The following is a 19,876-nucleotide window of genomic DNA, read 5'->3' as shown; positions in this document are numbered from 1 at the left end:
TCGAGGGGCACCAGCCACCGAGCCCTTCCCTACCGGAGGTACCTCACCCGTGACCATCACCAAGGCAGCCCCGCCCCCGGTCGACCATCGCGACGCGGCCGACCGGCAGGGCTGGCGGGGCTGGCAGTTCAACTCCCCGCTCGTCCTGACCATGCTGCTGCTCCTGCTGGTCGCGTTGCAGGGGACGGTGCGCCGGGCGCTGTCGGCGCCGGTGATGCAGAGCTGGATGACCGTGTTCGTCGCGGTGGTGATCCAGGCCCTGCCCTTCCTCGTCCTCGGTGTGCTGCTGTCGGCGGTCATCGCGGTGTTCGTCCCGCCGTCGTTCTTCGCCCGCGCGCTGCCCAGCCGGCCCGCCCTCGCGGTGCCGGTCGCCGGAATGGCCGGTGCGATCCTGCCCGGCTGCGAGTGCGCCTCCGTGCCGGTGGCCGGGGCGCTGGTACGCCGGGGCGTCACGCCCGCGGCGGCGCTGGCGTTCCTGCTGTCCGCCCCGGCGATCAACCCGATCGTGCTGACCGCCACCGCTGTGGCGTTTCCGCGCGATCCGGAGATGGTCCTCGCCCGGTTCGTGGCGAGTCTGCTCGTGGCGTGCGCGATGGGGTGGCTGTGGCAACGCCTCGGCCGCACCGACTGGCTGCGCCCACCGGCCCGCCCGGCGCACGAGGGCCTCGGAAAGGGGGCGGCGTTCTGGGGGTCCGTACGGCACGACGTGATGCACGCCGGCGGGTTCCTCGTCGTCGGCGCGATGGCCGCGGCCACACTCAAGGCCGTCGTGCCGGCGAGCTGGCTGCACGCCGCGGCCGGCAACCCCGTGGTGTCGGTCCTCGCCCTGGCGGTCCTCGCCGTGCTGCTGTCGATCTGCTCGGAGGCGGACGCGTTCGTGGTCGCGTCACTCTCCCAGTTCTCGCTCACCGCACGGCTGGCGTTCCTCGTCGTCGGACCGATGATCGACCTGAAGCTGTTCGCCATGCAGGTCGGCACGTTCGGCCGCGGATTCGCCCTGCGGTTCGCCCCCACCACCTTCGCCCTGGCGATCCTCATGTCGGTCCTGGTCGGGACGGTGCTGCTGTGAACCGGCAGGCACAGGCGGCGGTGCTCTTCCTGGTCGGCGCTGCGGTGCTGCACGCGGGCAGCACCGATCTCTATCTGCGGTACGTCAAGGCGGGGTTGCAGCCCTTGCTGCTCGGAGCGGGCGTGGTGCTGATCGTCGCGGCTGTGGCCACGGTCTGGTACGAGGTGCGGGCGGGACGTTCGGGGCGCGGGATGCGCTGGCCGCGCGGGGCGCGTTCGGCGCCGGAGGACGGCCGGCCCGAGGCCGAGCGCGACGACGTACACGGGGAGAGAGGCGGGAGCGGAGAGGACGACGGCCACGGGGACGACCTGGGGGACAGCCATGGCGATGAGCACGGGCACGGACACCGTGAACCGCGTATCTCCTGGCTTCTCGTCCTCCCGCTGCTCGCCCTGATCCTGGTCGCCCCGCCCGCCCTGGGCTCCTACAGCGCCATGCGCACCGGCACGGCCCTGCAAGCACCGTTCGGCTACCCCGCTCTCCCCGCCGGCGATCCGCTGCCGCTCGGCCTGGTCGACTACGCCGGCCGCGCGGCCTATGACCACGGGCGCTCCCTCGGCGACCGGCGGATCAGGATCACCGGCTTCGTGGCCCTCGACCGCAGCGGTACGCCCTACCTGGTCCGCATGGCCCTGAACTGCTGCGCCGCCGACGCCCAGCCCGTCAAGATCGGCCTGTCCGGACGGATTCCGCCCGTCCTCCAGCCCGACACCTGGCTCGAAGTCACCGGCACCTACACCAGCAAGCGGACCAAGGATCCCGTCAACGGCGGCATCATCCCGTTCCTCAAGGTGAGCCAGGCCAGGCCGGTGCCGACGCCGCACGACCCGTACGACGAGAGCTGGAACAACTGATGTCGTTCAGCTTGGCGTTCGGCTGCCGGCCGCCACCGGCTCGGTGGCGGCCGGCAGCGCCCCCGGTCAGGCTGATGCCATGCGACAACGCCTGCCCGTCGGGATGCTGGCGCCGACCGCCGCGGCGCTGATGCTGCTGTCCGGCTGTGACACCCTCCCGGCCGCCCGCGCCGTGACGGAGACAGCGACCGCCTCCGCGGTCGCGGCGGCGACCGCGGCGAGCGGTGACGTGGCCCGGCAGGTGGACATCGGCGGTGGCCGGAAGATCTTTCTGCACTGCCGGGGAAACGGCAGTCCGACCGTCGTCCTGGAGTCTGGGCTCCACGACTCCTCCGACACCTGGAGCATCACGGACACCCGCCCGCCCGTACCGAAGGCCCCCGCGGTCTTCCCGGGCGTCGCGGAGTTCACCCGTGTCTGCACCTACGACCGGCCCGGCACGGTCCGGTACACCGAACCCCCGGCCCTCACCACGCGGAGCACCCCGACGGCCGGTACGCGCTCGCTCCAGGACATGGCCCGCGATCTGGACAAAGTGCTGACGTCGGGGCACGTGCCCGGCCCCTACCTGCTGGTGGGCCACTCCTTCGGGGGAATGATCACGCGGTTGTACGCGCAGCAGCATCCGGAGCGGGTCGGCGGTCTGGTCTTCGTCGACTCGTTCGGTACGGACATCGAGCCGCTCTTCGGCACGGACTGGGCCGCGTACGTGCGGCTGCTCAACCATCCGGGCACGCCCTTCGACAACGACCCGGCCTTCGAGACCGTCGACATCGGCGGCGCCGTCGCGGCGGTCGACCGTGCCGGTCCGCTGCCGAAGGTGCCGCTCGCCGTTCTCAGCAAGACGGAGCCCTTCGCCGCCCCGGCGGGAACCCCGAAACAGCTGCTGGCGCGCTTGGAGGCGGCCTGGCCCCGGGTGCAGCAGACGCTGGTGGACCTGGCACCGCAGACCCCTCACCTGCTCGCGACGGGCAGCGACCATTACGTGCAGGTCCACGACCCCGATCTCACGATCAGCGCGATCAGGCTCGTCGTGGGCCGGACCCCGCACGCTTGATCCCGCGCATCCGGGATGTCACAGGGCCTGACGCCCTCAGTTCGCCCCTCGCTGCCGCCGCCACGCTTCGTAATGGTCCAGGAGGGTCTCCTCGATCGGGCGGTAGGTGAGGCCCAGTTCGTGCGCGCTCCTGCTGTTGTCCACCCGGAACCGGATGCCGAGGTGTTTGCGGATGTAGTCCTGGGTCAGACCGAAGGCCGGGCCCAGGACGCGTACCGGCCAGTGCGGGAGCGCGGTGCGGGGCAGCCGGAGATCGCGGGGGTAGCGGGTGCGGATGATGCGGGACATCTCGTGGAAGGAGGTCATCGTCTCCGCCGCGACGATGTAACGGCCCTTCGCCGCGGGGTTCTCCGCCGCCGCGATGTGCGCGTCGGCCACGTCGCGCACATCGGCCGTCGTGAAGCTGAAGTCCGGTGCGCCGTAGAAGAAGTAGCCCTTGAACAGCTCGTCGAGCAGGAACAGGCTGCCGGACTCCGACATGGGGGTGAGCGACGGGCCCAGTATCAGGCCGGGGTTGACGGACACCATGCGCCAGCGGTCCTGGGCCGTCTCCGCCGCCCATGCCTCGCGTTCCGCGACCGTCTTCGCGTAGTGGTACGGGTTGTTCTCCGCCGTGCTGGTGGTGTTGAAGTACTTCTCCGACAGCACCTCGTCGTCCATGCCCAGCACGTCGATGTAGTCGCCGAAGACCGCGCCCACCGTGGACGTGAAGACCAGCTTCTCGACCGTCGCGGTCCTCTCCACGCTCGCCAGCACGTTGCGCGTGCCGATCAGGGCCGGGTCGACCATGTCCCTGCGGCCGTCCTTGATCTTCTCGGGCATGAGGAACGGCGACGCCACATGGAAGACCACGCGGCAGCCGCTCATCGCCTCGTCGAAGGAGCCCTCCGTCAGCAAGTCCGCCTCGAACAGGGCGAGTCGGCCGGGAAAGGCGTCCTGCATCTCCCCCAACGGCGACACCTTCGCCGTGTTCGCCACGCTGCGTACGGTGGTGCACACCCGGTAGTCCCGCTCCAGCAGCCGCCGGACCAGATGGCTGCCGACGAACCCGCTGCCGCCGGTCACCAGCACCGTCGTCGCGCCGTCTCCACCCACGCTGTCACTCCTCACGTCCTGGAATGCCGAAACCGGTTACGGTACTCCGTCGGCGTCGTGTCGAGCTTCCGGCGGAACGCCCGGATAAGGGCGTCGATCGTGTTGAACCCGCAGACGGACGCCACGCGTTCGAGGGTGTCATCCGTGGATTCGAGTCGGTTCCGTGCCGCTTCGACTCGGGCCGACTCGATGTCGCCGGCGCCTGCGCAACTCGGCTCCTGCGGACGGCGGTTGCCGAGGTGTCCGCCGAGCAGGTCCACCACAGTGCGCTGGCGACGATCGAGGACCTGTACGGCGTCGTCGTCCCGTCCGCCGCGTCGCTGAGCTGACCGCTCCGGCCCGGTCTCGCTGCCGCTCCTGCTCCTGCTCGCCCTGGTGGTACCCGGGATCGTCCTCGACCTGCCGGCCGAGGACGGCCCCGGACGCTGACCCGAAGTCGGCGATGTGCGCAGGTGACGCGTTCACTTCGGTGGTGCGCTGTGATCCACGCAACACCTCCTACTAGTACGCACCCGTCCCGGCGATCAAGGCCACCCCGGAGAGGGCAAGGTCACAGCCGCGTCCCCTGCTGCTCACCTGCGATTCTGGCCTAGCATCCGAGCATGACGGTCCTGCCTGACGACGGGCTCTCGCTGGCCGCCGAGTTCCCTGACGCGACACATGAACAGTGGCAACGCCTGGTGGCGGGTGTACTGCGCAAGTCCGGCAAGGAAGTCTCGGACGACGCAGCCGAGGACGCTCTGTCCACCGCGCTGGAGGACGGGTTGCGCGCCCGCCCCCTCTATACCGCGCACGACTCCGCGCCCGATCCCGGCCTTCCCGGCTTCGCCCCCTTCGTCCGGGGCGGCCGGGCCGAGGGCAACACCCTCGGCGGCTGGGACGTACGGCAGCAGCACACGGCCGCCGACGGCGACGCGGTCCTCGCGGACCTGGAGAACGGCGTCACCTCGCTCTGGCTGGTCATGGGCGAGGGCGGGATCCCGGTTTCGTCGCTCGGCCGGGTCCTCGACGGTGTCTATCTCGACCTGGCGCCCGTCGTTCTCGACGCGGGACGCGAAGTGGAGCCCGCCGCACGCGAGTTGCTACGGCTGTACGGCGAGCGGGGGGTCGCCAAGGAGGCGGCGCGCGGCAACCTGGGAGCCGACCCGCTGGGCTTCGAGGCCCGTACGGGAGACGACGGCGTCGACTTCGCACCTGTCGCCGCTCTCGCGCGACGGTGCGCCGAGGAGTACCCGGGGCTGCGGGCGCTGACCGTGGACGCGCTGCCGTACCACGAGGCCGGCGGCTCAGCGGCCCAGGAGCTGGGCAGCTCGCTGGCGACCGGTGTCGCCTATCTGCGCGCGCTGACCGAGGCGGGACTGACCGTCGAACAGGCCGCCGCCCAGCTGGAGTTCCGGTACGCGGCCACCGCCGACCAGTTCCTGACCATCGCCAAGTTGCGTGCGGCGCGCAGGCTTTGGGCGCGGGTGGCCGAGGTCTGCGGGGCCCCGGGCGGGCAGGTGCAGCACGCGGTGACCTCGCCGGTGATGATGTCCCGCCGCGACCCGTGGGTGAACATGCTGCGCACGACGGTCGCGACGCTGGCCGCCGGGGTGGGCGGCGCCGACGCCGTCACCGTGCTGCCCTTCGATCATGCGCTCGGCCTGCCCGACGCGTTCGCCCGCCGGATCGCGCGCAACACCTCGACGATCCTGGTCGAGGAGTCGCATCTGTCCCGGGTGATCGACCCGGCCGGTGGCTCCTGGTACGTGGAACGGCTCACGGACGAACTCGCCCACGCGGGCTGGGAGTTCTTCCAGCGGATCGAGCAGGAGGGCGGCCAGGCGGCGGCCCTGCGCTCCGGCCGGCTCCGCCAGGACCTCGCCGACACCTGGGCGGCGCGCAGCGCGAAGCTCGCCAAGCGACGCGAACCCATCACCGGGGTCAGCGAGTTCCCGAACCTCGCCGAACGCCTCGTGGAGCGCGAAGCCGCCCCCGTACAGCCGTCCGGCGGGCTGCCGCGCGTGCGGCGCGACGAGGCGTACGAGGCACTGCGGGCCCGCTCCGACGCCCACCTCGCGGCGACCGGCTCCCGGCCGCGGATCTTCCTGGCCGCCCTCGGCCCCGCCGCCGCCCACACCGCGCGCCTCACCTTCGCCTCGAACCTGTTCCAGGCGGGTGGCATCGAGCCCGTCACCGAGGGCTCGTTCGAGGACAGCGGTGCCACCGAGGTCTGCCTGTGCTCCAGCGACGCGCTGTATGAGGAGCGGGCCGCCGAGGTCGCCGCATCCCTCAAGTCGGCAGGCGCCGCACAGGTGTTCCTCGCCGGGCGCCCGGGGCAGTACCCCGGTGTCGACGCCTACGTCTTCGCGGGCTGTGACGCCGTAGCCGTGCTCTCCGCCACCCTCGACCGCATGGGAGTGTCCTGATGCCCATCCCTGACTTCTCCGGGATCGAGCTGGGCGTCCCGGCCGCAGACGCCGGCAGCGACGAATGGCGCGGCGCCGTCAAGAGGGCCACCGGCGGCGACGACCTCCTCTGGGAGACCCCGGAGGGCATCGCGGTCAAGCCGCTCTACACCGGGCAGGACCTGGAGGGCCTGGACTTCCTGGGCACCTACCCGGGTATCGCCCCGTATCTGCGCGGCCCGTACCCGACGATGTACGTCAACCAGCCCTGGACCATCCGCCAGTACGCGGGCTTCTCCACCGCCGAGGAGTCCAACGCCTTCTACCGGCGCAATCTGGCGGCCGGCCAGAAGGGCCTGTCCGTCGCCTTCGACCTGCCCACCCACCGCGGCTACGACAGCGACCACCCCCGGGTGACCGGTGACGTCGGCATGGCGGGCGTGGCGATCGACTCGATCTACGACATGCGGCAGCTCTTCGACGGCATCCCGCTGGACAAGATGACCGTGTCGATGACCATGAACGGGGCTGTCCTGCCCGTTCTCGCGCTGTACATCGTGGCGGCGGAGGAACAGGGCGTACCGCCCGAGAAGTTGGCCGGGACCATCCAGAACGACATCCTCAAGGAGTTCATGGTCCGCAACACCTACATCTATCCGCCGAAGCCGTCGATGCGGATCATCTCCGACATCTTCGCGTACACCTCGCAGCGGATGCCGCGCTACAACTCCATCTCCATCTCCGGCTACCACATCCAAGAGGCGGGTGCGACGGCCGACTTGGAGCTGGCGTACACGCTCGCCGACGGAGTGGAGTACATCCGGGCGGGGCGGGCGGCGGGGATGGACGTGGACGCGTTCGCGCCCCGGCTCTCCTTCTTCTGGGCGATCGGCATGAACTTCTTCATGGAGATCGCCAAGATGCGGGCGGCACGGCTGCTCTGGGCCAAGCTGGTCAGGCAGTTCGACCCGCAGAACGCCAAGTCGCTTTCCCTGCGCACCCATTCGCAGACCTCCGGCTGGTCGCTGACCGCGCAGGACGTGTTCAACAACGTGACGCGTACGTGTGTGGAGGCGATGGCGGCGACACAGGGCCACACCCAGTCGCTGCACACCAATGCCCTCGACGAAGCGCTCGCCCTGCCCACCGACTTCTCGGCGCGCATCGCCCGCAACACGCAGCTGCTGATCCAGCAGGAGTCCGGCACGACCCGGGCGATCGACCCGTGGGGCGGCAGCGCGTACGTCGAGAAGCTGACGTACGACCTCGCGCGCCGGGCCTGGCAGCACATCGAGGAGGTCGAGGCCGCGGGCGGTATGGCCAAGGCCATCGACGCGGGCATCCCCAAGCTGCGCATCGAGGAGGCCGCGGCCCGCACCCAGGCCCGGATCGACTCCGGGCGCCAGCCGGTGATCGGCGTGAACAAGTACCGCGTGGAGACCGACGAGCAGATCGACGTCCTGAAGGTCGACAACTCCTCCGTACGCACCCAGCAGATCGAGAAGCTGCGCCGGCTGCGCGCCGAGCGCGACGAACAGGCCTGCCAGGACGCGCTGCACGCTCTGACCCGGGCCGCCGAAGGCACCGGCAACCTGCTGGAGCTGGCCGTGAACGCGGCTCGCGCGAAGGCCACCGTCGGCGAGATCTCCGACGCTCTGGAGAAGGTGTACGGGCGGCACGCGAGCCAGATCCGTACGATCTCCGGTGTGTACCGCACCGAAGCCGGCGAGTCCCCGTCCGTCGAACGCACCCGCACGCTGGTGTCCTCCTTCGAGGAGGCCGAGGGCCGCCGTCCCCGCATCCTGGTCGCCAAGATGGGCCAGGACGGCCACGACCGCGGCCAGAAGGTGATCGCCACCGCCTTCGCCGACCTCGGCTTCGATGTCGACGTCGGCCCGCTGTTCCAGACCCCGGGCGAGGTGGCCCGCCAGGCCGTCGAGGCGGACGTGCACATCGTCGGGGTGTCCTCGCTGGCCGCCGGGCACCTGACCCTCGTCCCGGCGCTTCGGGAGGAACTGGCGGCGGAGGGCCGCGAGGACATCATGATCGTGGTCGGCGGGGTGATTCCGCCGCAGGACGTGGCCACGCTCCTTGAGATGGGCGCGGCGGCCGTCTTCCCGCCCGGGACGGTGATCCCGGACGCGGCGTACGACTTGGTGCGGCGGCTGGCGGTCGATCTCGGACACGACGTCTGATCCCATGGCACTCGATCTCGACACCTATGTGAAGGGCGTACTCGACGGGAAGCGGGCGCTGGTGGCGCGCGCCATCACGCTCGTCGAGTCGACGAGGCCCCAGCACCGCGCCCTGGCCCAGGAGTTGCTCACCGAGCTGCTGCCGCACAGCGGGCGGGCCCGGCGGATCGGCATCAGCGGCGTGCCCGGCGTGGGCAAGTCGACCTTCATCGACGCGTTCGGCACGCTGCTCACCTCGCTCGGGTTCCGGGTCGCGGTGCTCGCCGTCGACCCGTCCTCCAGCCGGACGGGCGGGTCGATCCTGGGCGACAAGACCCGGATGGAGCGCCTGGCCGTCGACCCGGCGGCGTTCGTACGCCCCTCCCCCACCGCGGGCACGCTCGGCGGGGTCGCCAAGGCGACCCGCGAGTCGATCGTGGTGATGGAGGCGGCCGGTTACGACGTGGTCCTGGTGGAGACGGTCGGTGTCGGACAGTCCGAGACCGCGGTCGCGAACATGGTCGACTCCTTCCTGCTCCTGACCCTCGCCCGTACGGGGGACCAGTTGCAGGGCATCAAGAAGGGCGTCCTGGAACTGGCGGACGTCATCGCCGTCAACAAGGCGGACGGGCCGCACGAACGTGACGCCCGCGCCGCGGCACGCGAACTGGCGGGCGCCCTGCGGCTGATGCACCCGATGGACGCCGCTTGGACCCCACCCGTGCTGAGTTGCAGCGCGCGCGAGTCAACGGGCCTCGACACGGTCTGGGAACGCCTCGAACAGCACCGCACGCTCCTCGACTCCACCGGCCGCCTCGCCGCCAAGCGCCGCGACCAGCAGGTGGACTGGACGTGGACGATGGTCCGCGACGAACTCCTCGGCCGTCTGCACGCCGACCCGGCCGTACGCGCCCTCGCGCCCGGCCTCGAACAGCAGGTGCGGGAGGGGGAGTTGACGGCCACGCTCGCCGCCGAGCGCATCCTGGGGGTGTTCGGCGCCGAGCGTCGCTGAACCGCACCTGAAGACGCGGGGAAAGATCCACAGGGCACCTCGTGTGCGAGGGGCGCACCGGGGGAAGGAGTGAGCCCTGTACGCGCCCCCGCGTGCCCGGGGAAAATGCGCCGTGTCGACGGTCATGTGGCTGAGGTAGCGCGTACCCGGCCGCCAGTTTCCCAGAAAGCAGGTCGGCTGCCGTGCTGCTGCGTCTGCCCACGTCCGTTTCCGAAGCGCAGGAGTGCATGGCCGAGGGGGCGGTGCCGATAGGCGGCGCGACGCTCGTGTGGGCCAACTGGCAGCGGGACGGCTTCCCCGAGCACGCCATGTCGCTACGTGAGCTGCCGGAAGCCAATGCGATCGGGCGGGAGTCGCTGGGCGCGGCCGTGGTGCTGAACCGGATCGACGACCGCGTGCCGCAGGCCCTGCGGCAGGCGGCCGCCACCGTGGGAACCGGAGCCGTGCGCCGCACGGCCACCGTCGGCGGAAATATCGTCGGCAGCACGCTGCGCGACCTGCTGCCCGCGGCACTTGTCCTCGACGCCCGTGCCGTGGTCCTGGAACCGGACACCGTCTACGAGACCGACCTGGCCGAGGTGCTGGCCAAGGGCCACCTGCTGCTCAGCCTCCGCTGGCGCGCACCCATCGCGAGTGGATACCGCAAGCTGGCGGGTGAAGCGGGTGATCCGCCGCCTCTCGTCGCCGCCGCTCTGCACGCCGCCGACGGCGGAGGAACCCGCCTTCGCGTCGCCGTCCGCGACGGCTACGAGGTGCTCAGCGAGAGCACCGAGTGCACCGCCGACTCCGAACAGGCCCTCGACGACCTGCGTCGTACGGCCATCGGCGCACTTCACTCCACGGCCTGGGAAGTGGTCCGCCGGCAGGTCGCCGACCTCGTGCCCCGCCCCGCCGACGGTTGAGAACTCCTGGCGGCTCACTTGACGCCCCGTGGGAACGAGCGTCAAGTGAGCGTCAGTCCACCGGGATCAGGCCACCGGGACGGGGACGGGGGCCGGGACGGGGACCGGGTACGTCGGGTACTCCACCCCGGAGACATGCTGGACGACGCGGATGACCTGGCAGGAGTAGCCGAACTCGTTGTCGTACCAGAGGTAGAGGATCGCGTTGTCGCCGTCGACCTTGGTGGCGCCGGCGTCGACGATCGAGGCGTGGCGCGAGCCGATGAAGTCGCTGGAGACCGCGTCGGGGGCGGTGGTGAAGTCGATCTGGCGCTTGAGCGGCGAGTTCAGCGACACGTCGCGGAGGTGGTCGAGGACCTCTTCGCGGGTGGTCTCGCGGCCGAGCCGCAGGCTGAGGATCGCGATCGAGACGTCCGGCATCGGGACGCGGATCGAGCTGCCGCTGATCGGCGCCTTGAGGTCGGGCAGCGCCTTGGCGACGGCGGAGGCGGCACCGGTCTCGGTGATGACCATGTTGAGCGGCGCCGAACGGCCCCGGCGGTCGGCCTTGTGGTAATTGTCCAGCAGGTTCTGGTCGTTGGTGAACGAGTGGACGGTCTCCACGTGGCCGCGCAGCACGCCGTACTCGTCCGCCATCGCCTTCAGCGGCGGGACGATCGCGTTGGTGGTGCAGGACGCGCAGGACAGGATCTGCTCGTCCGGCTTGATCGTGTCGTGGTTGACGCCGTGCACGATGTTGGGGACGTCGCCCTTGCCGGGCGCGGTCAGGACGACCTTGTCGATGCCGGGGCGCAGGTGCTGCGAGAGGCCCTCGCGGTCGCGCCACTTGCCGGTGTTGTCGATGAGGATGGCGTCCTTGATGCCGTACGCCGTGTAGTCGATCTCCGACGGGTCGTTCGCGTAGATGACCTGGATCTCGTTGCCGTTGGCGGTGATCGTGTTCGTCGCTTCGTCGACGGTGATCGTGCCCTGGAACTGGCCGTGGATGGAGTCGCGGCGCAGCAGCGAGGCGCGCTTGACGATGTCCTGGTCGCCGCCCTGGCGTACGACGATGGCGCGCAGGCGCAGGCCGTTGCCGGAGCCGGACTTCTCGATCAGCAGGCGGGCGACGAGGCGGCCGATGCGGCCGAAGCCGTAGAGGACGACATCGCGCCCGTCGCCGCGCTCGATCTTGTTGGCACCGGTGGCGCCGGCGACGGCCTCGGTGGTGAACTCCGCCACGGACAGACCGCGGTCGTCGGCCCGGTACGTCGCGGCCAGCATGCCGATGTCGATCTGGGACGGTCCGAGGTCCAGCGTGGTGAGAGCTTCCAGGAACGGCAGCGTCTCCGTGACCGAGAGTTCTTCCCCGGCTATCTGGCGGGCGAATCGGTGAGTCTTGAGAATGCTCACCACCGACTTGTTCACCAAGGAGCGGCTGTGAAGCAGGACGGTGACGTCACGCTCCCTGTGCAGCTTCCCGATGATCGGGATCATCGACTCCGCGATCTCCTCACGGTTCTTCCAGTTGGTGAACGAGTCCTCGTTGACAGTCACAGATTTATCTTTCGAGCTAGGCGGCGCTCACATGCTAACTCCTCGCCACTTTGATCATGTAAGCGGATCGTCTACCGCCCAAGTCCGGCCCTGTCGCAGGCCGGGCGGAGCTGCCGGGTGCAGATCTGGTCGACGGTGTACACGCCGTCCTTGACGAGTGTCCGCTTGATGTTGCCGACCGTCACCGCGCTCGGAGTGAGCAGGACGGACGGGATGTGCCGGGTGGTGGGACTGTCGGTCGTCGTCGTGGCGACGTCGCGGAGAGACTCGCCGCGCCCCAGGGCGACGGCCATGGAGACGACCGCGGCGGCTTCCGTCCTGAACGGTTTGTACACCGTCATGTACTGCTCGCCCTTGATGATGCGCCGCACGGCGTCGAGGTCGGCGTCCTGGCCGGTGACGGGAGGGAGCTTGCCGACACGGGCGTTCTTGAGAGCGGAGATGACGCCTGCGGCTATGGCGTCGTTGGCCGCCAGGACACCGCCGATCCGGTCCGGGCCCAGGGCCGCGACGGCGGCGGCCATGTCGGCGTGGGCGCTCTGCGTGCTCCAGCCCACGATGTCGTACGACCGGGCGATGTTCACCTTGCCCGTGATGACGGACAGCGCGCCCCTCCTGAACCACGCGGCGTTGGCGCTGGTCGGATCGCCGTTCATCATGACGACGTTCGCGCCGTCCGCCTTGTCGCCCATGGCCTTCAGGAGTGCCTCGCCCTGGAGCCTGCCGACCTCAGCGCCGTCGAAACTGACATAACCCGCGATCGGGCCTTCGGCGAGCCGGTCATAGGCGACGACCGGGACACCCGCGTTGTGTGCCTCCTGGACCGAGGAGCGGAGCGCCCGGGTGTCGGCGGCGTCGAGGATCAGAACCCCGACCCCCTTGGTGATCATGGACATCATCTGTTGCCGCTGCAACGTCGCGTCGTCCTCGGCGTTGGCGTACTCCATGACGCAGTGCGGGCACAGCTCCTTCAGCCGCTTCTCGATCAGCGGCTTGTCGGAACGCTCCCAGCGGGGAACCGTTCGGCTCGGGAGCAACAGGCCGACGGTGAAGCTGTCCGCGGCCGCCCGGCCGTCCCTTTCGCAGGAGGCCAGGGACATCGTCATGAGCCCCGCGACAAGCGCCGCGACGACATGGCACGTACGGGGCCTCATCGCAGACCCCCATGCTCCGTTCGGAGCCCCGAGTCCGCCGGAGCCGGCTCGCGCTGCGGCACGACGATCTCGCTCCACACCTGTTTGCCGCCGGCCACCGGCACCGAGCCGAAGGACTCCGACATGGCTTCGACCAGAAGCAGGCCCCGGCCGCCGGTCGACTCCCAGTCCACGATCACCGGCTTGGCGGGCGCACGCGGCGAGGAGTCGCTCACGCTGACTCGCACCCGGTCCCCGCGGAGCATCAGGTCGAGGCGGACCGGGCCCTGGGTGTGTACCAGGGCGTTGGTGACAAGTTCGGACACGACCAGCAGCACCGCATCGCCCACTTCTTCCACGTTCCACCGCCGCAGAGTGCGCGCGGTGAAACGGCGGGCGTGCATGACGGCGTCGGGCAGCCGCCACACCACCCACCCGACCCTTATCGGCCGGGTCTTCATGCCGTCGTAGCGCAGCAGCAACAGCGCCACGTCATCCTCACGACGGCCGATGTCGCCGAGCAACGCGTCGGCCATCAGCTCTGGATCCGCCGGATCGGCCGCGGCGAGCGCGGTGCGCGTCCGGCGCATGCCCTCGTCCAGAGGCAGGTCGTGGGCCTCGACCAGGCCGTCGGTCACCAGGGCGAGCACCGTGCCGGGGGCCAGTGCGACCGCGGTCATGGGGAACTCCGCCTCCAGGGAGACACCCAGCGGAAGCCCACCCTCGACCTCCACCTCCTCGGTACTGCCGTCGGGCTGGCGTATCAACGGTGACAGGTGCCCGGCCCGGACGAACAGGATGTTGCCCTCATCCATGTCCAGTTCGGCATAGCAGCACGTGGCGAACAGATCGGTCTCCATACCGACGAGGAGGCGGTTGGCGTGCGAGACGACGACGTCGGGCGGGTGCCCCTCCACCGCGTACGCCCTCACCGCGGTCCGCATCTGCCCCATGATCGTCGCGGCTCCGGCACTGTGTCCTTGCACGTCACCGATGACCAGCGCCACCCGATCCTCGGAGAGGGCGATGACGTCGTACCAGTCACCGCCCACCTGCAACCCCCGCCTGGCGGGCAGATAGCGGGCGACGGCGGTTCCGCCGGGCAGCTCGGGGAGGCGCCGGGGCAGCAGGCTGCGCTGGAGCATCGTCGCGAGCTCCTGCTCGGCGTCGTGCGCGTGTGCCCGCTTGAGGGCCTGCCCGACCAGCGCCGCGGTGGCGGTCAGCAGGGACCGCTCCTCGGGGACGAACTCATGCGGCTGATCCCAGCCGACCAGGCACACGCCGGTCATCCGGCCCTTGGCGGGGAGCGGCAGGACGGCCAGACCTCCGGTACCGATGCCCGCGAGTCCGGGTTCGAGGGCGGAGCCGGCCGGCCACAGATCCAGGCGTCCGTCCCGCAGGGCCATCTGCAGGGTGGGCAGGGCGCCGACCGGCGCGTTGGGCCACTTCGAACGCCACTCCGAACGCCACGTCTCCGGCCAGGCGGCGGGCTGCGGCGGGTCGAGGACGGTGACCATGAGCCGGTCGTCCTGCAACTCGGCGAGCGCCACCCGGTCGGCGCCCAGCGGCTCACGGAGCGCGGTGACCACCACTCGGCCGACGTCAGGGACTGTCGCGGCATCGTCGAGTACGGCGGTCAGCCACTGGATCCTGGAAACGTCGTCGGCGCTCCGGCGCAGGACCGAGGTCGCCGTCACCATGCCCAGCACCTGCTCCGGCCGGTCGCCGGTGCTCACCACCACCCGGCAACTCAGGCTCAGCCAGCGCATTTCGCCAGTGGGGCGGCGGACGCGGAACTCCAGCTCCCGCCGGCCGAACGTCTGGGTGGACGGATCCAGAACCGACATCAGCGCGGGCAGGTCCTCCGGGAGGGCGTGCGCGAGCAGGGTGTCCACCTTGCCGTCGAAGTGATCCGGCGTGATGCCGACCAGCTTGAGCAGAGTCTCGTCCGCCTCGATCAGGCCGGTGTCCGGCACCAGGGCGAAAGAGCCGACGCGCAGACTCCGCAGGGCGGGAGTCAGCAGCGACGACGGGGTGGGCCGGCCGGCCCCGGCCTGGAGCATGTCGGCGACCGCGATGGCGTACCGCTCCAGGAAGCGCCGTTGCTCGGCCTCGAAGCCGTCCGCCGAAGCGCCCACGACGACGAGGCAGCCCAGCCGCCTGCTCTCCGTCCCGAGTGGCAGCGCACCGAGCGACGCCTCCGGTCGCGGCGGCGTGAGCCCGCACTCCGAGTAGGAGGCAAGCGCCGCGGGATTCAGCCACAGAGGCCGGTGGATGCGGAAGGCGTGCGCCGCGGGTGAGCCACCGGACAGGGGCAGACGCACCGGGAGCCCGCACTCGGGAGTGGCACAACCGGCCGCTTCCACCAACTGAAGCGCTTCCTCCCCGGCACCGGGCACATAGACCGCCGCCAGCGCCACTCCGGCGAACGTCAGGGCCCGATCACTCGCGGCGGCGTCAGGCACCGGAGGCGATGAACCGGTGTCTGCGGCGTGGGCCTCGGATACCCGCGGCTCCGAGACCCCGGCCCGGGCACGGCCGTCATGAGGCATGTCCGCAACCTTCCTCCCGTCCATGCCGCAGGTGCCAACAGGTTGAGATCGGGGCATCCACTTACCAGAGTCGCATATATGCAGTAACTGGACAGAACTACTCTGTTGCTGATGAAACACCCGGATACGGGATCGCATGCGCATGCGCATGCGCATGCAAGCATCCGCGGGAGGGCGGCCCGCTACGGGAACCGAACCCCGGCGGCCGGAGCCGCTGCGTTCGCAGATCACTGCGGCCGGTGCCACACTGACGACGTGGTCGTCTTGCCACGTCCACGCGATACGTTCCAGGCGGACGACGGGCGTCGGCATCGTGGCCGGCTGTCGGCTGCTGGACTTCTTGCCGACAGCATGCGCGGCATGGTGAGGAGGCCGGGTGTCGCCATGCTCTACGAGGGAGCCGCCGGTGCCGGGCTGGTCGGGCCGAGTCCCCACCTCGCCGGGACGGACGAGGCCGTCCCGCGGCCGGCGAAGCCGCAGCTGCCCGTGAGGGCGCGGACTCGCGTTCGGCTGGATCTCCATGGCGACATCGCCGCCTGGCTCAACCTCAACACGGCCCGCGCCATCGCGCCCCGTCACACGTGTCCCCCACGGCCCGTCCGCCCGCACACACACCTTGACGCCCGCCCTGCACGCGAGCCGTTTCCCCACGCGCGCACCGCGCACCGCGCCGGCCGGGCGCGACGGGAGAGGCGGGTAGGGAGGTCTCTCACATGAAGGCCTGTATACGGGACGCGGCCATCGCCATGACCGCGGTCTCGACGGCCGTTGCTCTCGCGGCCTGCGGGTCAGGCGCGGGGAGCGCCTCCCCGGGGGGAGACGCGCCGCAGATCGGGGTGCTGCTGCCGGACGCCACCACGGCTCGTTGGGAGACACAGGACAGGCCCTTGCTCGAGAAGAAGATCAAGGAACTGTGCGCCGACTGCACCGTCGAGCACGTCAACGCCAGGAACGATGTCGCCACCCAGCAGGCACAGATGGACTCGATGATCACCAAAGGGGTCGATGCCATCGTGCTCGTGGCCGTGGACGCCAAATCGCTCGGCCCCGAGGTCAAGAAGGCGCACGAAGCGAATATCCCGGTCATCGCCTACGACCGCCTCGCCGAGGGCCCGATCTCGGGTTATGTCTCCTTCGACGGCGAGGAAGTCGGCAGGCTCCAGGGCAGAGCACTGCTGAAGGCCATGGGCGACGAGGTGCCCGGCGCCCAGATCGTCATGATGAACGGCGATCCCAGCGACCCCAACGCGGTGTCGTTCAAGAAGGGCGCACTGTCCGTACTCAACGGGAAGGTGAAGATCGGCAAGGCGTACGACACACTCCAGTGGAGGACGGAGGCTGCGCACGTGAACATGTCCGGCGCCATTGCCGCCCTCGGCGCCGACAGCATCGACGGGGTCTACGCCGCCAACGACGGCCTCGCGGCCGGCAGCATCTCCGCCCTCAAAGCGAACAAGGTCGACCCGCTGCCCCCGGTCACCGGCCAGGACGCCGAACTCGGAGCCGTGCGGCGCATTGTCGGCGGCTCTCAGTACATGACCGTCTACAAACCCTTCGGACCCGAGGCTTCCGCCGGCGGCGCCATGGCCGTGGCCGCGGCCCGCGGTGAAAACCTCGACCGGGTCGCCACGAGCAACGTGAGGACCCCCAGTGTGAAGGCGGTTCCGGCCGTCCTGCTCACCCCGGTGTCCGTGACCGTCGGCAATATCAAGGACACCTTGGTGCGGGACGGCGCGTACACGATCCAGCAGATCTGCACCCCCCAGCTCAGGGCCGCCTGCGAAAAGGCCGGGCTGACCTGACAGGGAGGTCGCGACCAGGTCGGTGCCCCGGGAAGGAGATGGTTTCCGTGCCGGCTCCCCCCCTGCTGGCGCTGCACGGCGTGTGCAAGCGCTACGGCGTCGTCGAGGTCCTCGCGGACATCGAGCTGGAGATTCACGCCGGGCAAGTCGTCGCTCTTCTGGGCGACAACGGTGCCGGCAAATCCACCCTGGTCAAAGTGATCTCCGGCGTCGCCCCCGCGGACAAGGGCGTCATCGAATGGGAGGGCCGAACGGTCAATATCAGGCGCCCCCACGACGCCCGGGATCTCGGCATCGCCACCGTCTTCCAGGACCTCGCACTGTGCGGGAACCTCGATGTGGTCGGCAATCTGTTTCTCGGACGGGAGATCCGCAGCTTCGGGTTCCTCGACGAGATGGAGATGGAGCGCCGCACCAGACACCTGTTGGAACGCCTGACCAAGGGTGTCCCCGATCTGCGCGGCCCTGTCGTCTCGCTGTCCAGCGGCCAGCGGCAGACCGTCGCCATCGCTCGCTCGCTCCTCGGCGACCCGCGGATCCTCCTCCTGGACGAACCGACCGCAGCACTGGGAATCGAGCAGACCACCGAGGTCCTGGACATCGTCGACCAGCTGCGTGACCGCGGCATGGGAGTACTGCTCATCAGCCACAACATGGGCGACGTGAAAGCCCTCGCGGACCGGGCCGCCGTGCTACGGCTCGGTCGTAACAACGGCTTCTTCGACGTGAACACCACGTCTCACGAACAGATCATCTCCTCCATCACCGGCGCGTCGGAGAATGCGCCCCGCCGGGTGGCCCACCAGGAGGCGGGGTGGTGAAAGAGATGCGTAACAGGGCGGACGACACGCAGGCCGAACCCGCCGCACCCACCGCCGAGGCCCGTCAGCCGCACCGCGCGCGGGCCGTCGCCCATGCCGTGGAGGGCTGGGTAGCCGTCTTCAGGCGCAAGCTGCGCGCCGGTGAAGTGGGATCGCTCCCCGTCGTCCTCGTCCTCGCCGCGGTCTGGATCACCTTCGAGGCCCTCAACGAAAACTTCCTCTCACCCCGGAACCTGTCCAATCTCAGCGTGGACATCGTGGGCACGGGCATGATCGCGGTCGGCATCGTCTTCGTGCTGCTGATCGGTGAGCTCGATCTGTCGGTCGGCTCGATCAGCGGCCTGGCGGCGGTTGTCTTCGCCGTTCTGAACGTGAACAACGGCGTGCCGGAATGGCTTGCCCTGATCCTCGCGGTGCTCGCGGGTACCGCGGCGGGAACCGTCCAGGGCTACTCCTTCGCCAAGACCCGGGTACCGGCGTTCGTCGTCACACTCGCGGGGCTGCTCACCTGGAACGGCGTCATGCTCTCCATCCTCGGGAACAGCGGCACCGTCAACCTCGACGAGAACGGACTCGTCGCCAAGCTGACCAGCTATTACTTCACCAACGACGGCGCCGCCTACGGACTCGCGGCGGTCAGCACGGGCATGGTCTTCCTCGTGTCCTACCTGGCCAGACGGCGCCGCACGGTCGCCGGCATGCCGCACCGCTCGCTCCGGGGAATCGCGGTGCGCACGGGAGTGGTCGCGGTGATCGCGTTCCCCTCCGCCTATGTGCTCAACCAGTTCCAGGGCCTGCCGCTCGCCCTCCTGATCTTCCTCATCGTGGTGGCCGGCCTCGACGTCGTTCTCCGCCGCACGCACTACGGGCGGTACGTCTACGCACTCGGCGGCGGTGTCGAAGCAGCCCGTCGCGCCAGTGTCAGTGTGACGCGGGTGCAGACCGCGGTGCTCGCGGTCTCGGGGACCATGGCCGCGGTCGGCGGCCTGTTCCTGGCCTCGCGCATCACCTCGGTGAGCCAGAGTTCAGGCTCGGGCGTCCTGCTGCTCAATGTCATCGCAGCAGCCGTGATCGGTGGCACCAGTCTGTTCGGAGGACGCGGTACGACCTGGTCCGCCGTGCTCGGCATCCTGGTCATCCAGTCGATCGCCTCAGGCATGGCGATCACGGACACTCCCGCCGCCCTCCAGTTCGTGATCACGGGCGGGGTGCTCTTCGCCGCAGTGGTCATCGACTCACTGTCACGACGCTCGCAGGAGGCACACGGGCGGGCCTGACGTGACCCGAACTCACGGGCCCCGCCGCACAGTCCGGAGCCGGCGCCCAGCCGGTTCTGCGCGAGCCGCCCTGGGCTTACGGCCCCCGATGCTGGTCGCGGACACCGGTTACGGCCCGAACGCCGACTTCCGTCGCGCTCCGGAGGAACGGGGCGAGCACCTCCTGGCCGTCGGGCGCGACCGGGCCGCAACGGTGACCTGACGC

Annotated in this window: 15 protein-coding genes and 1 pseudogene; 11 read left to right on the top strand and 5 right to left on the bottom strand. The window is 70.1% G+C overall.

Annotated elements, in window-relative coordinates:
* Nucleotides 1-49 precede the first annotated feature (49 nt).
* From OIC96_RS42800 to OIC96_RS42790, 3 genes are all read left to right on the top strand, one after another.
* Nucleotides 50-1,069 (top strand): permease, encoded by a 1,020-nt coding sequence (locus OIC96_RS42800; protein WP_330302663.1) that lies wholly within the window; start codon nucleotides 50-52, stop codon nucleotides 1,067-1,069.
* Nucleotides 1,066-1,923, top strand: a complete 858-nt coding sequence (locus OIC96_RS42795; RefSeq protein ID WP_330302664.1) for a TIGR03943 family putative permease subunit — start codon at nucleotides 1,066-1,068, stop codon at nucleotides 1,921-1,923. The genes OIC96_RS42800 and OIC96_RS42795 overlap by 4 nt, the downstream gene beginning before the upstream one ends.
* A 79-nt stretch (nucleotides 1,924-2,002) precedes the next feature.
* A complete protein-coding gene (locus OIC96_RS42790; protein ID WP_330302665.1) occupies nucleotides 2,003-2,980 on the top strand; it encodes an alpha/beta fold hydrolase in 978 nt (325 codons plus the stop codon).
* A gap of 36 nt (nucleotides 2,981-3,016) precedes the next feature.
* Here OIC96_RS42790 and OIC96_RS42785 read toward each other — a convergent pair whose 3' ends face one another.
* Together OIC96_RS42785 and OIC96_RS42780 are read right to left on the bottom strand one after the other, a co-directional pair.
* Nucleotides 3,017-4,075: an NAD-dependent epimerase/dehydratase family protein gene (locus tag OIC96_RS42785; RefSeq protein ID WP_330302666.1), complete on the bottom strand. Its 1,059-nt coding sequence runs from the start codon at nucleotides 4,073-4,075 to the stop codon at nucleotides 3,017-3,019.
* 11 nt (nucleotides 4,076-4,086) lie between these two features.
* Nucleotides 4,087-4,275 (bottom strand): annotated as a pseudogene (locus OIC96_RS42780) (helix-turn-helix domain-containing protein); the annotation flags it as partial.
* Between the two features lie 402 nt (nucleotides 4,276-4,677).
* Here OIC96_RS42780 and OIC96_RS42770 point away from each other — a divergent pair.
* The 4 genes from OIC96_RS42770 (at nucleotide 4,678) to OIC96_RS42755 (ending at nucleotide 10,550) form a co-directional block, all read left to right on the top strand.
* Nucleotides 4,678-6,483 carry a methylmalonyl-CoA mutase subunit beta gene (locus tag OIC96_RS42770; protein WP_330302667.1) on the top strand — a complete coding sequence of 602 codons (1,806 nt, stop codon included), beginning with the start codon at nucleotides 4,678-4,680 and terminating at the stop codon, nucleotides 6,481-6,483.
* A complete protein-coding gene (gene scpA, locus OIC96_RS42765) occupies nucleotides 6,483-8,657 on the top strand; it encodes a methylmalonyl-CoA mutase (RefSeq protein WP_330302668.1) in 2,175 nt (724 codons plus the stop codon). Before OIC96_RS42770 ends, scpA begins: the two co-directional genes overlap by 1 nt.
* Nucleotides 8,658-8,661: 4 nt before the next feature.
* Nucleotides 8,662-9,648 (top strand): methylmalonyl Co-A mutase-associated GTPase MeaB, encoded by a 987-nt coding sequence (meaB, locus tag OIC96_RS42760; protein ID WP_330302669.1) that lies wholly within the window; start codon nucleotides 8,662-8,664, stop codon nucleotides 9,646-9,648.
* 182 nt (nucleotides 9,649-9,830) lie between these two features.
* Nucleotides 9,831-10,550, top strand: coding sequence for an FAD binding domain-containing protein (locus OIC96_RS42755; RefSeq protein ID WP_330302670.1), 720 nt, complete (start codon nucleotides 9,831-9,833; stop codon nucleotides 10,548-10,550).
* 66 nt (nucleotides 10,551-10,616) lie between these two features.
* Here the strand turns inward: OIC96_RS42755 and OIC96_RS42750 are convergent, their stop codons facing one another.
* The 3 genes from OIC96_RS42750 to OIC96_RS42740 form a co-directional block, all read right to left on the bottom strand.
* Entirely contained in the window at nucleotides 10,617-12,086 is a 1,470-nt protein-coding gene (locus tag OIC96_RS42750) for a glyceraldehyde-3-phosphate dehydrogenase (RefSeq protein ID WP_330302671.1), read from the bottom strand.
* 71 nt (nucleotides 12,087-12,157) lie between these two features.
* Nucleotides 12,158-13,240 carry a sugar ABC transporter substrate-binding protein gene (locus tag OIC96_RS42745; RefSeq protein ID WP_330302672.1) on the bottom strand — a complete coding sequence of 361 codons (1,083 nt, stop codon included), beginning with the start codon at nucleotides 13,238-13,240 and terminating at the stop codon, nucleotides 12,158-12,160.
* Entirely contained in the window at nucleotides 13,237-15,771 is a 2,535-nt protein-coding gene (locus OIC96_RS42740; RefSeq protein ID WP_330302673.1) for a SpoIIE family protein phosphatase, read from the bottom strand. The genes OIC96_RS42745 and OIC96_RS42740 overlap by 4 nt, the downstream gene beginning before the upstream one ends.
* A 713-nt stretch (nucleotides 15,772-16,484) precedes the next feature.
* Here OIC96_RS42740 and OIC96_RS42735 point away from each other — a divergent pair.
* From OIC96_RS42735 to OIC96_RS42720, 4 genes are read left to right on the top strand one after another with little or no spacing between them, the layout of a single operon-like run.
* Nucleotides 16,485-17,573, top strand: coding sequence for a sugar ABC transporter substrate-binding protein (locus OIC96_RS42735; RefSeq protein WP_330302674.1), 1,089 nt, complete (start codon nucleotides 16,485-16,487; stop codon nucleotides 17,571-17,573).
* 38 nt (nucleotides 17,574-17,611) lie between these two features.
* Nucleotides 17,612-18,394 (top strand): ATP-binding cassette domain-containing protein, encoded by a 783-nt coding sequence (locus tag OIC96_RS42730; protein WP_330302675.1) that lies wholly within the window; start codon nucleotides 17,612-17,614, stop codon nucleotides 18,392-18,394.
* Between the two features lie 5 nt (nucleotides 18,395-18,399).
* Nucleotides 18,400-19,671 carry a sugar ABC transporter permease gene (locus OIC96_RS42725; RefSeq protein ID WP_330309989.1) on the top strand — a complete coding sequence of 424 codons (1,272 nt, stop codon included), beginning with the start codon at nucleotides 18,400-18,402 and terminating at the stop codon, nucleotides 19,669-19,671.
* 1 nt (nucleotide 19,672) lies between these two features.
* Nucleotides 19,673-19,873 carry a hypothetical protein gene (locus OIC96_RS42720; RefSeq protein WP_330302676.1) on the top strand — a complete coding sequence of 67 codons (201 nt, stop codon included), beginning with the start codon at nucleotides 19,673-19,675 and terminating at the stop codon, nucleotides 19,871-19,873.
* Nucleotides 19,874-19,876: the final 3 nt, after the last annotated feature.

The sequence above is a fragment of the Streptomyces sp. NBC_00775 genome, from assembly GCF_036347135.1.
GTDB lineage: Bacteria > Actinomycetota > Actinomycetes > Streptomycetales > Streptomycetaceae > Streptomyces > Streptomyces lutosisoli.
This window is presented reverse-complemented; position numbering and strand designations above follow the sequence as displayed.